This window comes from Actinacidiphila sp. bgisy160, assembly GCF_057707815.1.
This window is the reverse complement of sequence record NZ_JBYIQW010000001.1, coordinates 497,461-514,172: the sequence shown is the minus strand read 5'-3', so window position 1 is coordinate 514,172 and position 16,712 is coordinate 497,461. Positions and strand designations below refer to the sequence as shown.

The 16,712-nt window shown below is 72.6% G+C and carries 14 protein-coding genes and 3 tRNA genes; 6 read left to right on the top strand and 11 right to left on the bottom strand.

Annotated elements, in window-relative coordinates:
• Positions 1 to 75 precede the first annotated feature (75 nt).
• A complete protein-coding gene (locus AC3EUJ_RS02480) occupies positions 76 to 1,182 on the top strand; it encodes a Leu/Phe/Val dehydrogenase (protein WP_431959178.1) in 1,107 nt (368 codons plus the stop codon).
• A 328-nt stretch (positions 1,183 to 1,510) separates the two neighbouring features.
• Positions 1,511 to 1,879, top strand: coding sequence for a DUF3073 domain-containing protein (locus AC3EUJ_RS02475; protein WP_245938689.1), 369 nt, complete (start codon positions 1,511 to 1,513; stop codon positions 1,877 to 1,879).
• A gap of 98 nt (positions 1,880 to 1,977) precedes the next feature.
• Here the strand turns inward: AC3EUJ_RS02475 and purM are convergent, their stop codons facing one another.
• The 8 genes from purM to purS form a co-directional block, all read right to left on the bottom strand.
• Positions 1,978 to 3,045, bottom strand: coding sequence for a phosphoribosylformylglycinamidine cyclo-ligase (gene purM, locus AC3EUJ_RS02470; RefSeq protein ID WP_431959177.1), 1,068 nt, complete (start codon positions 3,043 to 3,045; stop codon positions 1,978 to 1,980).
• 28 nt (positions 3,046 to 3,073) lie between these two features.
• The gene (gene purF, locus AC3EUJ_RS02465; protein WP_431959176.1) at positions 3,074 to 4,591 is read right to left on the bottom strand and encodes an amidophosphoribosyltransferase; all 1,518 of its coding nucleotides are present in this window, start codon (positions 4,589 to 4,591) and stop codon (positions 3,074 to 3,076) included.
• Between the two features lie 106 nt (positions 4,592 to 4,697).
• A complete protein-coding gene (locus AC3EUJ_RS02460; RefSeq protein ID WP_431959175.1) occupies positions 4,698 to 6,377 on the bottom strand; it encodes a PH domain-containing protein in 1,680 nt (559 codons plus the stop codon).
• 29 nt (positions 6,378 to 6,406) lie between these two features.
• Complete coding sequence (locus AC3EUJ_RS02455; protein ID WP_431959174.1) at positions 6,407 to 7,204, bottom strand: maleylpyruvate isomerase family mycothiol-dependent enzyme; 798 nt, start codon at positions 7,202 to 7,204, stop codon at positions 6,407 to 6,409.
• A gap of 47 nt (positions 7,205 to 7,251) precedes the next feature.
• Positions 7,252 to 7,455 (bottom strand): DUF4177 domain-containing protein, encoded by a 204-nt coding sequence (locus tag AC3EUJ_RS02450; protein WP_431959173.1) that lies wholly within the window; start codon positions 7,453 to 7,455, stop codon positions 7,252 to 7,254.
• A 251-nt stretch (positions 7,456 to 7,706) separates the two neighbouring features.
• Positions 7,707 to 9,956 (bottom strand): phosphoribosylformylglycinamidine synthase subunit PurL, encoded by a 2,250-nt coding sequence (purL, locus tag AC3EUJ_RS02445; protein WP_431959172.1) that lies wholly within the window; start codon positions 9,954 to 9,956, stop codon positions 7,707 to 7,709.
• Positions 9,953 to 10,636, bottom strand: a complete 684-nt coding sequence (gene purQ / locus AC3EUJ_RS02440; RefSeq protein WP_431959171.1) for a phosphoribosylformylglycinamidine synthase subunit PurQ — start codon at positions 10,634 to 10,636, stop codon at positions 9,953 to 9,955. The genes purL and purQ overlap by 4 nt, the downstream gene beginning before the upstream one ends.
• On the bottom strand, positions 10,633 to 10,878 hold the full coding sequence (gene purS, locus AC3EUJ_RS02435; protein WP_089222639.1) for a phosphoribosylformylglycinamidine synthase subunit PurS: 246 nt from the start codon (positions 10,876 to 10,878) through the stop codon (positions 10,633 to 10,635). Before purS ends, purQ begins: the two co-directional genes overlap by 4 nt.
• A gap of 262 nt (positions 10,879 to 11,140) precedes the next feature.
• Between purS and AC3EUJ_RS02430 the strand changes: the two genes are divergently transcribed.
• The 4 genes from AC3EUJ_RS02430 (at position 11,141) to AC3EUJ_RS02415 (ending at position 12,266) form a co-directional block, all read left to right on the top strand.
• A complete protein-coding gene (locus tag AC3EUJ_RS02430) occupies positions 11,141 to 11,458 on the top strand; it encodes a histone-like nucleoid-structuring protein Lsr2 (RefSeq protein WP_431959170.1) in 318 nt (105 codons plus the stop codon).
• Between the two features lie 142 nt (positions 11,459 to 11,600).
• A tRNA-Gly gene (locus AC3EUJ_RS02425) sits at positions 11,601 to 11,672 on the top strand.
• A 45-nt stretch (positions 11,673 to 11,717) separates the two neighbouring features.
• A tRNA-Gly gene (locus AC3EUJ_RS02420) sits at positions 11,718 to 11,790 on the top strand.
• 403 nt (positions 11,791 to 12,193) lie between these two features.
• Positions 12,194 to 12,266 (top strand) — tRNA-Gly (locus tag AC3EUJ_RS02415).
• A gap of 138 nt (positions 12,267 to 12,404) precedes the next feature.
• On the opposite strand, the gene AC3EUJ_RS02410 is transcribed toward AC3EUJ_RS02415, so the two are convergent.
• From AC3EUJ_RS02410 to AC3EUJ_RS02400, 3 genes are all read right to left on the bottom strand, one after another.
• Entirely contained in the window at positions 12,405 to 13,301 is an 897-nt protein-coding gene (locus AC3EUJ_RS02410) for a phosphoribosylaminoimidazolesuccinocarboxamide synthase (protein WP_431959168.1), read from the bottom strand.
• A 70-nt stretch (positions 13,302 to 13,371) separates the two neighbouring features.
• A complete protein-coding gene (locus AC3EUJ_RS02405; RefSeq protein WP_431959167.1) occupies positions 13,372 to 14,877 on the bottom strand; it encodes a N,N-dimethylformamidase beta subunit family domain-containing protein in 1,506 nt (501 codons plus the stop codon).
• Between the two features lie 140 nt (positions 14,878 to 15,017).
• Positions 15,018 to 16,703, bottom strand: coding sequence for a hypothetical protein (locus AC3EUJ_RS02400; RefSeq protein ID WP_431959166.1), 1,686 nt, complete (start codon positions 16,701 to 16,703; stop codon positions 15,018 to 15,020).
• Positions 16,704 to 16,712: the final 9 nt, after the last annotated feature.

The following is a 16,712-nucleotide window of genomic DNA, read 5'->3' as shown; positions in this document are numbered from 1 at the left end:
GGTTCTAGTCTTCTGCCAACCGGCCCTCCCCCACCCACCCGGAGGGCGACCTCTGGACATTCGGGAGTCACCACAGTGACCGACGTACGTCAGACACCAGGCATCGTCTCCACGCTGTTCCGATCGGAGCAGGGTGGTCACGAGCAGGTCGTCTTGTGCCAGGACCGCGCCAGTGGCCTCAAGGCCGTCATCGCGATCCACTCCACCGCCCTGGGCCCGGCCCTCGGCGGCACCCGCTTCCACGCGTACTCCTCCGACGAGGCGGCGGTCGAGGACGCGCTCAACCTCGCCCGCGGGATGTCGTACAAGAACGCGCTCGCCGGGCTCGACCTCGGCGGCGGCAAGGCCGTCATCATCGGCGACCCGGACATGGACAAGTCCGAGGAGCTGCTGCTCGCCTACGGGCGCTTCGTGGCCTCGCTCGGCGGCCGCTACGTCACGGCCTGCGACGTCGGCACCTATGTGGCCGACATGGACGTGGTCTCCCGCACCGCCCCGCGGTGGACCACCGGCCGCTCGCCCGAGAACGGCGGCGCCGGCGACTCCTCCGTGCTGACCGCCTGGGGCGTCTTCCAGGGCATGCGCGCCTCCGCCCAGGCCAAGTGGGGCGACCCCACGCTGCGCGGCCGCAGGGTCGGCGTGGCCGGTGTCGGCAAGGTCGGCCACCACCTGGTCGAGCACCTGCTCAAGGACGGCGCCGAGGTCGTGATCACCGATGTCCGCGGTGAGGCCGTCGACCGGATCATCGCCCGTCATCCGCAGGTGACCGCGGTCTCCGACGCTGACGTCCTGGTCCGTACCCCGCTGGACGTGTACGCACCCTGCGCGCTCGGCGGCGCCCTGAACGACGACTCGGTGCCGGCCCTCACCGCCTCGATCGTGTGCGGCGCGGCCAACAACCAACTGGCGCACCCGGGCGTCGAGAAGGACCTGGCCGACCGCGGCATCCTTTACGCGCCCGACTACGTCGTGAACGCGGGCGGCGTCATCCAGGTCGCGGACGAGCTGCACGGCTTCGACTTCGAACGGGCCCGCGCCAAGGCGACGAAGATCTTCGACACCACGCTCGCGATCTTCGAGCGCGCCGCCGCCGACGGTATCCCGCCGGCCGCCGCCGCCGACCGACTGGCCGAGCAGCGCATGGCCGAGCGCACCCCGGCGGAGAGCTGGCTGCGCCCGTGACCCGCGGGGCCGCGGCCGGGCCGCGGTCCCACCGGCACGCCCCTGTCCGCACGCGGGCGGGGGCGTGTCTTCCGTCACAAAGCGGACACCCACGGGGTGCCGCCGACGTACGGTGTGCGCGCGTCCTCGCGAGTCGGGGCGGCCCCCGGCGGGCCTCCGCGACGAGGACGGCGGGCCGGACATCCGACCGTTACCACGCCCCGGCAGCCAGACGGTGGCGGAAGAAGGTAAAATCGCGACTGACCAGCCAGGACGGGGCCATCGCGGGCCCCTGCTCCGACGCGCGTCGTGCGGGCGACGTACCGTGCGGCCTCGGAAGCAGGTACCGTTGAAGTCCTACGGACCGGGACTCTCATCCGAGGGCCCGTTCCACATCGTGAACGCGTGTCAAGACTCGGGGCCGTCGAGCCCCACCGTTGAGGGGGTCGAGCCAATGGGGCGCGGCCGGGCCAAGGCCAAGCAGACGAAGGTCGCCCGCCAGCTGAAGTACAACAGCGGCGGTACGGACCTGTCACGTCTGGCCGAAGAGCTGGGCGCATCGTCGACACTGCCGGTCAATCCGGAGGTACAGGAAGACGACGATGACGACGAGCTGGAAGACGACCCGTACGCACGGTACGCGGATCTCTACGGCGACGACGAGGACGACGACGAGGACGACGAGTCCCAGTCCTCATCACAACGCCGTCGCGCTTGACGCAACACATTCCGTTCCAGCTTGACCACTGACCCGGTCCGGGCATCGTCCGGACCGGGCTTTGTGCTGCCCGGCGGCTTCGTGCTGCCCCCCACCGGTCAGCCCGCGTAGTCCCCGGTCAGCCCGACGGCCTCGGCGTGCTCGCCGCGCTCCACGACCTCGCCGGCCACCCAGGCGTCCAGGCCCCGGTCGGCCAGCGTGGTCAGGGCCACGTCCACCGATTCCTGGGGCACGACGGCGACCATGCCGACGCCCATGTTCAGGGTCTTCTCCAGCTCCAGCCGCTGCACGCCGCCGAGCTCGCCGACGGTGGCGAACACCGCGCCCGGCGTCCACGTCGAGCGGTCCACCGTGGCGTGCAGGTGGTCCGGGACGACCCGGGCCAGGTTGTTGGCCAGGCCGCCGCCGGTGACGTGCGAGAAGCCGTGCACCTCGGTCGTACGGGTCAGCGCCAGGCAGTCCAGCGAGTAGATCCGGGTGGGCTCCAGCAGCTCCTCACCAAGGGTGCGGCCGAACTCCGGGACCTCCCGGTCCAGCGCCCAGCCGGCCCGCTCGAACAGCACGTGCCGGACGAGCGAGTACCCGTTGGAGTGAAGACCCGAGGACGCCATGGCGATCACGACGTCACCCTTACGGATGCGATCCGCGCCCAGCAGCCGGTCGGCCTCGACCACGCCCGTACCGGCGCCGGCGACGTCGAACTCGTCCTCGCCCAGCAGGCCCGGGTGCTCCGCCGTCTCGCCGCCGACCAGGGCGCAGCCGGCGAGCACACAGCCCTCGGCGATCCCCTTGACGATGGCGGCCACCCGGTCCGGGAAGACCTTGCCGACGCAGATGTAGTCGGTCATGAAGAGCGGCTCGGCGCCGCAGACGACCAGGTCGTCGACGACCATGCCGACCAGGTCGTGGCCGATGGTGTCGTAGACGCCCATGCGGCGGGCGATGTCCACCTTGGTGCCCACGCCGTCGGTGGCGGAGGCCAGCAGGGGCCGCTCGTAGCGCTTGAGCGCGGAGGCGTCGAAGAGCCCGGCGAAGCCGCCGAGACCGCCCACGACCTCCGGGCGGGTGGCCTTCTTCACCCATTCCTTCATCAGCTCGACCGCGCGGTCGCCCGCTTCGATGTCGACTCCCGCCGCGGCGTAGCTGGCACCGGTGTTCTCGGACATGGCTGTGTTGTGTCCTTGCGTCGAATGCTTACGGGCGACGGAGCGCGTCGGCCGCGTCGGGGCCGCCGGCCAGCTCGGTCTCCAGCAGCTGCTTGCCCAGCAACTCCGGGTCCGGCAGCGCCATCGGGTACTCGCCGTCGAAGCAGGCCCGGCAGAGGTTCGGCTTGGCGATCGTGGTCGCCTCGACCATCGCGTCGATGGAGATGTACGCGAGCGAGTCCGCGCCCAGCGACTTGCCGATCTCCTCGACGGTCATGCCGTTGGCGATCAGCTCGGCGCGGGTGGCGAAGTCGATGCCGAAGAAGCACGGCCACTTCACCGGCGGCGAGGAGATCCGGATGTGGACCTCGGCCGCGCCCGCCTCGCGGAGCATCCGGACCAGCGCGCGCTGGGTGTTGCCGCGGACGATCGAGTCGTCCACGACCACCAGGCGCTTGCCCTGGATGACCTCCTTGAGGGGGTTGAGCTTCAGGCGGATGCCGAGCTGCCGGATGGTCTGCGAGGGCTGGATGAAGGTCCGGCCCACGTACGAGTTCTTCACCAGGCCCGAGCCGTACGGGATGCCGCTCGCCTCGGCGTAGCCGACCGCGGCCGGGGTGCCGGACTCCGGGGTCGGTATCACCAGATCGGCCTCGACCGGGGCCTCCTTGGCCAGCCGTCGGCCCATCTCGACCCGCGAGAGGTAGACGTTGCGGCCCGCGATGTCGGTGTCGGGGCGGGCGAGGTAGACGTACTCGAAGACGCAGCCCTTGGGCTTGGCCTCGGCGAAGCGGGAGGCGCGCAGCCCGTTCTCGTCGATGGCGATCATCTCGCCGGGCTCGATCTCGCGGACGAAGCTGGCGCCGACGATGTCGAGGGCGGCGGTCTCGGAGGCCACCACCCAGCCGCGCTCGGTGCGGCCGAGGACCAGCGGGCGGATGCCCTGGGGGTCGCGGGCCGCATAGAGCGTGTGCTCGTCCATGAAGACCAGGCTGAAGGCGCCCTGGACCTGGGGCAGCACCTGGCGAGCGGCCGCCTCGACGGAGAGCGGCTTGCCGTCCTCGTCCGCCTGGCCGGCCAACAGCGCCGTCACCAGGTCGGTGTCGTTGGTCGCGGCGACCTTGGTGGCCCGGCCGTTGCCCTGGGGCAGGGCGGCGACCATCTCGGCCAGTTCGGCGGTGTTGACCAGGTTGCCGTTGTGGCCGAGCGCGATGGAGCCGCTGGCCGTGGCGCGGAAGGTGGGCTGGGCGTTCTCCCAGACCGAGGCGCCGGTGGTCGAGTAACGGGCATGCCCGACCGCGATGTGGCCCTGGAGGGAGCCGAGGGAGGTCTCGTCGAAGACCTGGGACACCAGGCCCATGTCCTTGAAGACCAGGATCTGGGAGCCGTTGCTCACTGCGATGCCCGCGGACTCCTGTCCGCGGTGCTGCAGGGCGTACAGCCCGAAATAGGTGAGTTTGGCGACCTCTTCGCCGGGGGCCCAGACACCGAAGACGCCGCAAGCGTCCTGGGGGCCCTTCTCGCCGGGGAGCAGGTCGTGGTTGAGTCGTCCGTCACCACGTGGCACGGCACCGAGTCTAGGGCAGGTTCCGCCGTCGTCCGAACGAGGGAACCCGACAAAAGCGCGTTCTATGCGCGTAAACCCATGGGGCACTTGGCCGTGTGACCTTGGTCTAGGGACGCAGTCCGGGGTCGCGGACCATGGCCGTCAGCTCGGCCGCGGCGCGTGTCGCGGGGCCCGGGCGGCGCCGCCTCCGCTCCCACCACGGGAGGGCGACGGCCCCCAGCGAGAGGTCCTCGAGGCCCCTCACGCGGCGCACGAACAGCCGGCCGTCCGGGGTGCGGACGACCCGGGTCACGTCGGCCCACGGGACGTGCCGGGTACGCAGGTACCGGCGGACCGCGAGGCCGTCGGGACCGGCGGTGATCCGCCAGGTGATCATGGACACCGCCTTCTCGACGAGCCACAGGCTGCCCAGGACCGACAGCGCCGAGCGCCACCAGTCCTCGCCGGAGAACGCCGAGGCCGCGTTGGAGCCCACCTGGAAGACGAGAACGCCCAGCAGGAGCAGCGCGCCCAGGGTGCGGCCGGCCGCACCGCCGTGCCAGCCGACGGGGGCGGTGGCGGGCTTCATGGCGGCCGCCGCCTCGGCGACCCGTGCCTCCGCCTCCCGGCGGTGCTCTCCGGGCCCCTGCGGTTCGTCGTCGGGGGCCGGCTCCGTCCACCGCCGCGCGGGTGAGTCCGTCGTGGCGAACAGCACGTCACCTGAGGCCGTGGTGCCCACCAGCACCAGTTCCGCCCCCTCGGCCGGCAGGCCGAAGAGCACGCACTCGCCGCGGGCCCACGCGCCGGGCCCGGCCGCGCGGTACGTCAGGACCGGCGGACCCGCGGCGCCGTCCACCGGGCGGATCACGGTGCGACCGTCCTCGCGGCCGCACAGCACCCGGAGCGCGGGTGCGGGCCGACGGCGCAGCGACCGGACCCGGAACGCGGCGACCGCCCCCGACAGCAGCAGCGTGGCACCGGCGCCGCCCGCCGTGAGCGTCAGCAACTGCAGCCCCGTGCGGTCCTCGTAGGGCTCCGCGGCGAAGCGCCGCCATTCCCCGTCGACGAGCACGGGCAGCCCGGAGCCTCGCTCGTGGTCCTCCGGCCACATCACCGCGACGCGGTGCCGGCTGCCGTCGCCGAAGCGGGCGACGACGTGGTCCTCGGCGCCGTTGGCGACGACGACCGCCTCCACGCGGGCGGCCGCGGCCGCGTGGAGGCGGTCCGCCCGGTCACCGGACACCGCGATGCCCGCGGTCACCACCGCGACCACCAGGCCCGCCAGGCCTGCGGCGATCCGGACCACGCCCCGCCGCACCGGCGCGACCCGCTCCGGTACCGGGAGCAGCACGCCTCCCGCGGCCTCCAGGGCCAGCGCGCGCTGCCGGCGGCGCACCCGCAGCCGTACGAAGGCCGCGGCCCAGCCCCAGCAGAGCGCGGCCACCACCAGCGCGTCCGCGGCCCGTCCGGCTCCGCCGTCGGCCCGGAAGGCGGGATCGGTCAGCCAGAACAGCAGCAGTGGAGCGGACAGCAGCGCCGCCTCGGGCAGCAGGAACAGCCATGCCACGTGGACGAAGAAGCCGATCGCGCCGATCGCGTACAGCCACATCGGTCCGCAGGGCGCCGCCACCGTGCACACCGGGTCCCACCCGACGGGGACGACCGCCGCGAGCACCGCCACCACCAGCGTCGCGGCGGCCCAGACCGGCCGTGCCCACCCGGGCGGGCGCGCGGCGGCCCAGCGCCGGGCGTCGGCGGCGAGCCATGGGCGGGCCGGCATGCCGGCCGGTGCGGTCGTCGAGGTCACCGGCGCATTATGGGGGTGCCGGGTCCGCCTCAGCCCAGCAGGGGCAGGTACGGGGCCAGGTCGGCGCGCTCGCCGCTCGCCGAGATCGCGGCGGAGGCGAGGGCGTCTTCCCAGGACGTACGGCCGGTGGCGAGGCGGATCCAGGTCAGCGGGTCCGTCTCGACGACGTTGGGCGGGGTGCCGCGGGTATGGCGTGGGCCGGGCACGCACTGAACGGCCGCGTACGGCGGGACACGGACCTCGACGGAGTTGCCGGGCACGGCGACGGCCAGGGTGTCCGCGAGGAGCCGTACGACGGCGGCGACGGCCTGCCGCTCCAGGGGGACCGGCACGCCGGTGGCCCTGGTGAGGTCGTCGCTGTGGACCACCAGCTCGACGAGCCGGGTCACCAGGAAGTCCGCGGACCGCATCGCGCCGAGCGTGATCGCCACCAGGCGCTCGGGCGCCACCGCCTCGTCCAGCACCGAGGCGAGCCCGTGGGCGGCCTCCTCGAGGCGGCCGGCGGCGTCGGTGGTTGCCGCCGCGGCCTCGCGGGTGTCGGCGTCCAGCGGGCCGGCGATGCGCGCCGTGGAGCGCGCCCACGTGGTGAGGTCGAGGTCCGCCCTGGCCGGGGCGGGCGCGTTCACCACCCGCGCGACGGCCTCCAACTGCCGGGCGATGTGCACCACCAGCGTGTGCACGTCCCACCCCGGCAGCCCGGAGGGCGCCATCTGCTGACTTTCCGTCAGGCCATGGGCCGCCCCCAGGACATGCCCCAACTGCGCGGTGAGCGCGGCGCGGGTCCTGGCGGGGTCGTAGGTGCGGGCCTTGCGGGCGGTGGGCGGCATGTCCGCAGCCTACGCGCCGGGCCCGGCCCGCACCCCGACCCCGGCGGTCAGGCCTGGCGGGCCCGCTCGAAGGTGAGCAGCAGCCCCTCCACCGCGCCCGGGCCGATGCGGCCCTTGACGTCGGCCGAGGTGATCGCCTTGAGCTGCCAGCCGTCCTCGGCCTGCTTGTTGAGCGCCTTCTCCAGCTTGTCGTTGTCGATGGCGTCGCCGATCAGCGATTCGCGGAAGCTGACGACCTTGTACTCGTACATTGACACCCCTTGTCGTACCGGTGGTTGCGGGACGCACAGTAGTACCGCCGGTCGCGGGCTGTGCGGGGCGGACCGGTCCGGCCGCCCGGTCGACGAGGGAACCGCCCCCGGAGTCGGCGGACAGCGGCACCGGTTCGGCGCCCCACACGGCGGCCTGGGGTATGGGGCCGTCCGCCACGGCGCCGTCACGGCCCCCCGGCGAAGCGCCCCCGCGCCTGGCGGCACGGGGGCGCGTGAGGACGGCGGACGGATCAGGCCAGGATCGCCGGGATCGTGCCCTCGTGAGCCGTGCGGAGCTCGTCCAGCGGGATGTCGAACTCGCCCTGGAGCTCGACCGCGTCCCCGTCGACGACACCGATCCGCGTCGCGGGCAGACCACGCGCGCCGCACATGTCGGTGAAGCGGAGCTCCTCGCTGCGCGGCACCGAGACGACCGCCCGGCCCGCCGACTCCGAGAAGAGGAACACGAACGGGTCGAGGCCGTCCGGCACGACCAGCCGCGCGCCGTTGCCGCCGCGCAGACAGGACTCGACGACGGCCTGGATCAGCCCGCCGTCCGACAGGTCGTGGGCCGCGTCGATCATCCCGTCCCGGGAGGCCGAGATGAGGATCTCGCCGAGCAGCTTCTCCCGCTCCAGGTCCACCGCCGGCGGCAGTCCGCCGAGGTGGTCGTGGACCGCCTGGGACCAGGCGGAGCCGCCCAGCTCCTCCTTGGTGTCGCCCAGCAGGTAGAGCAGCTGGCCCTGGTCCTTGAAGGCGACCGGGGTGCGGCGCGTGACGTCGTCGATCACGCCGAGCACCGCCACGACGGGCGTCGGGTGGATGGCGACGTCACCGGTCTGGTTGTAGAGCGAGACGTTGCCGCCGGTGACCGGCGTGCCCAGCTCCAGGCAGCCGTCGGCAAGTCCCCGGCACGCCTCGGCGAACTGCCACATCGCGGCCGGGTCCTCGGGCGAGCCGAAGTTGAGGCAGTCCGAGACCGCCAGCGGCTTGGCGCCGGTCGTGGCGACGTTGCGGTACGCCTCGGCGAGCGCCAGCTGCGCACCGGCGTACGGGTCGAGCTTGGCGTAGCGGCCGTTGCCGTCGGTGGCGACCGCGACACCGAGGTTGGTGTCCTCGTCGATGCGGATCATGCCGGAGTCCTCCGGCTGCGCCAGCACGGTGTTGCCCTGCACGAAGCGGTCGTACTGGTCGGTGATCCACGCCTTGGAGGCCTGGTTCGGGTGCGCGACCATCGTCAGGACCTGGGCGCGCAGCTCCTCGCCGGACCCCGGGCGCGGCAGCTTGTTGGCGTCGTCGGCCTGGAGCGCGTCCTGCCACGCGGGACGGGCGTAGGGGCGCTCGTACACCGGGCCCTCGTGGGCGACGGTGCGCGGCGGGACGTCGACGATCTGCTGGCCGTGCCAGAAGATCTCCAGCCGGTCGCCGTCGGTGACCTCACCGATGACGGTGGCGATCACGTCCCACTTCTCGCAGATCTCCAGGAAGCGGTCGACGTACTGCGGCTCGACGATGGCGCACATGCGCTCCTGCGACTCGCTCATGAGGATCTCCTCCGGCGAGAGCGTCGCGTCGCGCAGCGGCACGGTGTCCAGTTCCACGCGCATGCCACCGGAGCCGGCCGAGGCCAGCTCGGAGGTGGCGCAGGACAGGCCGGCGCCGCCGAGGTCCTGGATGCCGGCGACCAGCTTCTCCTTGAAGATCTCCAGGGTGCACTCGATGAGCAGCTTCTCCTGGAAGGGGTCGCCGACCTGGACGGCGGGACGCTTGGCCGGGCCGGTGTCGGAGAAGGTCTCCGAGGCGAGCACGGAGACGCCGCCGATGCCGTCGCCGCCGGTGCGGGCGCCGTAGAGGATGACCTTGTTGCCGGCGCCGGAGGCCTTGGCGAGGTGGATGTCCTCGTGCCTCATCACGCCGACGCACAGGGCGTTGACCAGCGGGTTGCCCTGGTAGCAGGGGTCGAAGACGACCTCGCCGCCGATGTTGGGCAGGCCCAGGCAGTTGCCGTACCCGCCGACGCCCGCGACGACGCCCGGCAGGACGCGCTTGGTGTCGGGGTGGTCCGGCGCGCCGAAGCGCAGCGGGTCCATGACGGCGACCGGGCGGGCGCCCATGGCGAGGATGTCGCGGACGATGCCGCCGACGCCGGTGGCCGCGCCCTGATAGGGCTCGATGTACGAGGGATGGTTGTGCGACTCGACCTTGAAGGTGACCGCGTAGCCCTGGCCGACGTCCACGACGCCGGCGTTCTCGCCGATGCCGACCAGCAGGGCGTCGTTGGCGGGGGCCTTCTCACCGAACTGGCGCAGGTGGATCTTGCTGCTCTTGTACGAGCAGTGCTCGGACCACATGACGGAGTACATGGCGAGCTCGGCGCCGGTGGGACGGCGGCCGAGGATCTCCCGGATGCGGTCGTACTCGTCCTGCTTCAGGCCGAGTTCGGCCCACGGCTGCTCGGTGTCCGGAGTCTCGGTGGCGTGCTTCACGGAATCGAGTGTCATGACGCGTGAACCAGCTTCTTGAGGATCGAGGTGAAGAATCCGAGGCCGTCGGTACGGCCGGTCCCGATCAGCGACTCGACGGCGTGCTCGGGGTGCGGCATGAGGCCCACGACATTGCCCGCGGCGTTGGTGATGCCGGCGATGTCCCGGAGCGAGCCGTTGGGGTTCCAGTCCGCGTAGCGGAACACCACGCGGCCCTCGGCCTCCAGCTCGTCGAGGACGCGCTCGTCGGCGACGTAGCGGCCGTCGATGTTCTTCAGCGGGATGCTGATCTCCTGGTCCGGCTCGTAATCGGCGGTCCAGGACGTCGAGTTGTTCTCGACGCGCAGCTTCTGGTCCCTGCAGATGAAGTGCAGGTGATTGTTGCGCAGCATGGCGCCCGGCAGCAGATGCGTCTCGGTGAGCACCTGGAAGCCGTTGCAGATACCGAGGACCGGAAGGCCGTCCTTGGCGCCGGCGATGATCGACTCCATCACGGGCGAGAAGCGGGAAATCGCCCCGGCCCGGAGATAGTCGCCGTAACTGAATCCACCGGGCAGGACGACGGCGTCCACCTGGTGGAGATCCTTGTCACGGTGCCACAGCGGCACCGGCTCTGCGCCCGCGACGCGGACCGCGCGCTGGGTGTCCCGGTCGTCGAGCGTCCCGGGGAAGGTGACGACACCGATGCGTGCGGTCACGACTCCACCTTCACGGTGAAGTCCTCGATCACGGTGTTGGCGAGGAAGGTCTCGGCCATCTCTCGGATACGGGCGAGGGCGGCGTCGTCGACCGGACCCTCCAGTTCGAGCTCAAAACGCTTGCCCTGGCGGACGTCGGCGATTCCCTCGAACCCGAGGCGCGGCAGCGCGCGCTGCACCGCCTGGCCCTGCGGGTCGAGGATCTCCGGCTTGAGCATGACGTCGACTACGACGCGTGCCACGGTCACTCCCGGTGGTGTGCTGCGGTGAGATGTCCCCACCGTACCCCGCCGAAAAATCTACGCGGGTAGATATTCCAGAATGGTCACGGGATATTCCCCTGCCGGATTGCCGCCGCGACACCCGGAGGAATTCGCCCGGTGGCCGCGGCGAAAAAGAGCGGCCGGGTAAATGGGAAAGCATTGACCCCGGCCCTGGGGCTTCGATACAACAACGGGGCCAACGCAGGCCCCAGGGCCTTCTCCATCGAAAGGACCGGCATCCATGGCGCAGCGCGTAGTGGTCACGCTCTCCGACGACCTCGACGGCGGTGAAGCGGCGGAAACGGTCTCTTTCGGCCTCGACGGGAAGTCGTACGAGATCGACCTGTCCGCCGACAACGCCGAGCAGCTCCGCGAGGCCCTCGCCCCGTACGTCGAGGCAGGGCGCCGCCGCAGCCGGCTCGGCAAGGCCTACAAGCACACCTCGCTCGCCCCGGACCCGGCCGCCGTGCGCGCCTGGGCGCTCTCCCGGGGCTTCGACGTGCCGCCGCGCGGCCGCATCCCCAAGAAGCTCTACGAGGCGTACGCCGAGGCCGGCTGACCGGCGGCCGCGCCCCGGCCGGGCTTCCCGGGCCCCCGCCCGGGAATCACCCGGAAGAAGCGATTGGACAGCCACCCCCGTTGATCCGCTAGAGTCTGGAGCACGCCGAGGGCAGGGCCGAAAGGCCGGGCTCCCGGGCCACGCGGGTGTAGTTCAGTAGCAGAACATCCTCCTTCCAGGGGGAAGGCGCAGTGTGCGATTCCTGTCACCCGCTCTGATTGCTCGACCGGTCCTGAGGATCGGGTAGAGTAGTCGCCGTGCGGACGTGGCTCAGTTGGTAGAGCATCACCTTGCCAAGGTGAGGGTCGCGAGTTCGAATCTCGTCGTCCGCTCTTGAAGGAAGACCCCGGTCGGATCACTGATCGGGGTCTTCTTCGTGTTCCCGGAACCGCCCGGTGTGACGGTGCCCACACGGCGGACGCCCGAACTCCCCTGGCCCCGGGCGGCGGTCGCCACCTCCCGCCGCTGCTCCCGTGCGCCCGGAACCGCCCCGCACCAGGGGTCCGCGACGGCCCGCGGGGCTCTGGTGGGTGCCGTCGAGCCCGAGTTGGCCGACCTCCGGGGAACGCCACAGGGACCGTCCGCAGGCCCTCGACGGGGTGCGCACCGCCGCCGTGCTCCCGTCGCGCGCGCCGTGGGACGCGACGCGGGCGACCCGTCGTGCCGGGGTGTGTGCCCAAGGCCCCAAGGGTTGGCTATAGTGGATGACGCACCGCACGGGAACGCGCGGAGCAGGCGGACGTAGCTCAGTTGGTAGAGCGCAACCTTGCCAAGGTTGAGGTCGCGAGTTCGAGCCTCGTCGTCCGCTCAAAGGGAAGGCCCCGGTCGTGACGACCGGGGCCTTCGGTGTTCCTGGGACGGCTGGGCCGTCCGTCGTCTCCGTCACCGGGCCGCCGCCGCCCCGTGCCCGCCGGACGGGAGATCCGGCGGGCGCGGGCCGTGGCGGCTACCAGCTGAGGCCGGTGAGCCGCTCGTACGCCTCGATGTACTTGGCGCGGGTCTGCTCCACCACGCGCTCCGGCAGAGGCGGCGGGGGCTGCTCGCCGCGGCGGTCCCAGCCGGACTCGGCGGAGGTCAGCCAGTCGCGCACGAACTGCTTGTCATAGGAGGGCTGGGCGTGGCCCGGCTCCCACAGTTCGGCGGGCCAGAAGCGCGACGAGTCCGGGGTCAGCACCTCGTCGGCGATGGTCAGCACGTCACCGTCGAAGCCGAACTCGAACTTGGTGTCGGCCAGGAGGATGCCGCGCTCACGGGCGATGTCCCGGGCCCGGCCGTAGACCGCGAGGGTGCTCTGGCGCAGCTGCGCCGCGGTGTCGGCACCGACCTGGCGGGCGACCTCCTCGTAGCTGACGTTCTCGTCGTGCTCGCCGACCTCGGCCTTGGTCGCCGGGGTGAAGATCGGCGCGGGCAGCTCGGAGCCGTCCACCAGGCCCTCGGGGAGGGTCACCCCGCACACCGTGCGGTCGGTGTTGTACTCGAGCAGGCCGGAGCCGGCCAGGTAGCCGCGCGCGACGCACTCGACGGGGACCATGTCCAGCGGCTTGCAGACCGTCGTCCGGCCCTCCCAGTCGGCGGGGGCACCCTCCGGGAGCTCGGTGGACAGCACGTGGTGCGGGACCAGGTCGGCGATCTGGTCGAACCACCACAGCGACAACCGGGTCAGGACGCGTCCCTTGTCCGGGATCTCGGTGGGCAGCACCCAGTCGTACGCGGACATCCGGTCGCTGGCCACCATCACCAGCTCTCCTGCCTCGTTCTGGTACAGCTCGCGCACCTTGCCGGTGTGCAGGTGCACCAGGCCCGGCACTTGCGCGGGCTCGGGCTTGTGGACGAATCCGGACATGGGTCCTCCCCGATCGGCGGTTCGGTTCCCGATTCTCCCGTACCCGGGCCCGGCGGGCGCGACGCGGGGGTCAGCCGTGCTTGCAGATGTGGTCCAGGAGATTGGCGGTGGCGCGCTGGACACGGGGGTCGACATGGCCCGGGCGGTCCAGCGCCGGGGACCAGGCGAAGGTGCCGGAGGCGAAGACCAGCGCCCCGCCGGGCGCCCGGTACAGCGAGGTCTCCTGGTGCGCGCGGCGGCCCGCCGAGTCCTCGTACGGGGAGTGCGCCAGCAGGATCCGCTCCATGTAGTCCGGCAGCGGTGTGCGCGGGAAGTAACGGTCCGCCTCACCCGCGACCAGGCCGGGGATCTCGTCGCCCTCCTCAGCGCCGGTGGCCTCCCACAGCCAGTGCCCGGCGTTCCGCACCACCAGCGGGGACGGCTCGGGCACCCGGCCCGCGTACTGCACGCCGATCAGAAGTTGTTCGGGCTCGCCCATGTCGCGCCACAGGGCACTGCGGCCCGGCGGGAAGCCGCGGCGCTTGCGGCAGCTGAGCAGCCGGTCGGGGTCGCCGGAGGGCGAGGGGCCCAGCTCGGTCTGCCAGTACATGGTGTTGGCGGACAGGAAGACCAGCGAGGTGCCGCCGTCCCGGGCCGCCTCGACAGCGCGCCGCATGGGGACCGTCCAGTACTCGTCGTGACCGGGGAAGACCATGCCCCGGTAGCGCGAAGGATCGATCCTCCCGGCGTGCAGGTCGCGGGCGTCGGCATAGGCCAGGTCGTAGCCGTAGCGCTCGGCCCAGCGGATGAAGTCGTAGGCGTGGCCGACGTGCAGCGGGAGTCCGGCGCCCGCGTACGGCCGGTCGAAGGAGACGGTGACCGCGGCCTCCTCCTCGCCCAGCAGCCGGCCCTTCTCGTCCCACGCGTGGTAGAGGCTGGCGCCCGTGCGGCCGTCCTCGGGGTAGAGGTTGTACGCCTGCCACGTGACGTCGGGCAGCAGCAGGAGCAGGTCGGCCGGCCGGTCGTCGCGCACGGTGAACGGGATGTGGCTGCGGTAGCCGTCCTGCGTGGTGAGCACGGCCACATAGGCGCCGGGCTTCCAGTACGAGGGCACCTGCAGCCGCCAGGACTGCCACCAGTGGTGGCAGGAGACCGTGCGCCCGGCGGCGAGCGGCGCGGGCTGGACGATCCCCGACAGCCGCGGGCTGGAGGTGAACTGGGCGGCGCCGTCCCCGCCGTAGTGCCCGATCCGGTAGACGTCGATGCCGTAGTTCTGCGGCGGGTCGACGGTGATCCGGAAGTCGATGGCGTCTCCGGGGGCCACGGAGGCGCCCGGCGCGAAGCCCTTGATCTGGCACCGCACGTCGTCAGCCACGCGCGGGCCGGGCACGCGGGGCGTGCGCCCCACGGTGCCCGGGGAACCCCCGGGCTCTCCCCGGCTGGCGGCCAGGTCGACGTACCACGGCACGACCTGGCCGGTGTCGTCCAGATACTGCACCGCACCGCGCAGCCATGGCACCGGGCCCTGCCCGAAGGGGTCGGTGACCCCGTGCGCCAGTGCCCCGGACTGCCAGCGGCGGACCTGTTCCTTCACCACGATGGTCCCCTCCTCGTCGTCCCCCGAGGTGGTGTGTGCGCACGTCCAGCACATCACACAATGCGCTGTCTCGGTTACTGTTCGTGGCGCATTGTCGCCGGGATTTCACACCGGGGCTGACAAAACCCGCCGTTCTTCCGTCAGATGAGCCGTATCGGCTTCTCAGGGCGTACGCCCACGGCACTCAGCCAGGAGCGCAGCGGGGCGGCGTCACCGTTCTCCACCAGCCGGAGCACGGGCCAGGCCAGGTCTCCCCGGCGCACCCCGCCGACCAGCAGGGCGGGCCCGTCCAGCCAGTCCAGGCCGGGGGCGGCACCGGCGGTGTCCACCGCGGCACAGCAGACCATCGCGGTCACGTGGTCGGTGAGCAGTTCACGCCCGGTCCGTGGCGGGAGCAGCTGGTAGACGGGCGTGAAAGCGCCGTCGGACGGGACCTGGCCGGCGGACTCCTCCCGCGAGGCCTCCTCGCGCACGGCCTCCTCGCGGGCGACGTGCCGGGTGATGCGGTCCGCCAGCTCCTCGCCGCCGCCCGTGGAGAGCCGCTCCAGCACCCGGGCCAGGGTCGCGCGCCCCGGCTCGCCGCAGTCGTCCACCGTGCGCCTCGACCCGCCGGAGGCCACGGATATGCGCAGGCTCCCGGCGACCCCCGCGGGCTCGTGCACCTCGTCCAGGACGGTGACCAGGCGAGACGCGTCGCTGCGCCAGATGCGGTCGACGACCTCCTGCGGGTAGGTGTCCCAGCCGACCGGGGCCCACTCGGAGCCGGACCGCCGCGGGCCGCCGTGGAACAGCCGGGCGGCGAGCAGTGAGGCCGCCTCGTCCACCGTGCCGGGCTCCTCCAGCAGGTCGCACGCCGGGCGCTCGCCCAGCCGGGACTCGAAGCCCTCGGCCAGCCGGTCCCGCCGGGACAGCTCGGTCAGGGCCGCCACCACACCCGCGTCGAGGCGGGACGGCCAGCGCCCCATGCGCCAGGCCGGCAGCGCCACCCGGGTCAGCAGGCGGTCCCAGCCCGCGTAGGCCAGGCCCACCTGCTCCTGGGCGACGATGCGCAGCCCGTAGTCGACCGCCTGGGCCCGCTCGGAGGCGGAGGCGGCCACCGCGCGCTCCATCTCCGCCGCGTGCGCCCGGCAGCCGCGCAGCAGCAGCTTGGCGACCCAGCCCAGGAACCCGTATGCGGGACCGCGCACGAACCCGGCGGCCGAGGACTCCCGCGGGGCGGTTGCCACGCCTACGGCGGCGTCCAGGCCGCGCACGAAGCGCCGGGCGGCCGCGATGTCAGGATCGGCGGCCGGGCCCGTGCCCGCCACGACCGGGGCGAGCAGGGCGCGCAGCTCGGCGACCCGCATCCACCACATGAACGGCGAGCCGATCACCAGCGCGGGCGCCTCGCAGGGCGCGCCGCGCCGCCGCCGGCGCCGGTGGGTGCGGTCCTCCAGCCAGCTGTCGCAGTCCGGGGTGAGTTCTATCGCCGAGGGGGCGGGCACCTGCAGCCGGACGGCCAGGTCGCGCACCATGCGGTACAGGTCGGGGGCGGACGCCTCGGAGACCGCCACGGTCGGGCTCACGGCCGGCCTGGCGCGTACGATCACCGCCGCGACACCGGCCGCGAGCAGCAGCACGAGCAGCGCGCCCGCGACCACCGCCCAGCGCAGCACCTCGGACGCGTCACCGACGATGCGGCCCGTCGCGCCGCCGACCAGCAGTACGACCGCGACCGCGGCGGGCAGAAGCGCGACCGCGAGCGCGGCGCTGCGGATGCGCAGGACGGCGAGCGCGCGTGAACGCGCGTGCCCCTCACCTGCTTCCCCGGCCAACGGTGTGCTCACCCCCAAGCT

Bases quoted from the DNA above. Each gene is read 5' to 3' on its own strand.
- purM (WP_431959177.1), bottom strand. From the start codon at position 3,045: ATGTCCGAGAACACCGGTGCCAGCTACGCCGCGGCGGGAGTCGACATC.
- AC3EUJ_RS02455 (WP_431959174.1), bottom strand. From the start codon at position 7,204: ATGCCGCCCACCGCCCGCAAGGCCCGCACCTACGACCCCGCCAGGACC.
- AC3EUJ_RS02450 (WP_431959173.1), bottom strand. From the start codon at position 7,455: ATGTACGAGTACAAGGTCGTCAGCTTCCGCGAATCGCTGATCGGCGAC.
- purL (WP_431959172.1), bottom strand. From the start codon at position 9,956: ATGACACTCGATTCCGTGAAGCACGCCACCGAGACTCCGGACACCGAG.
- AC3EUJ_RS02430 (WP_431959170.1), top strand. From the start codon at position 11,141: ATGGCGCAGCGCGTAGTGGTCACGCTCTCCGACGACCTCGACGGCGGT.
- AC3EUJ_RS02410 (WP_431959168.1), bottom strand. From the start codon at position 13,301: ATGTCCGGATTCGTCCACAAGCCCGAGCCCGCGCAAGTGCCGGGCCTG.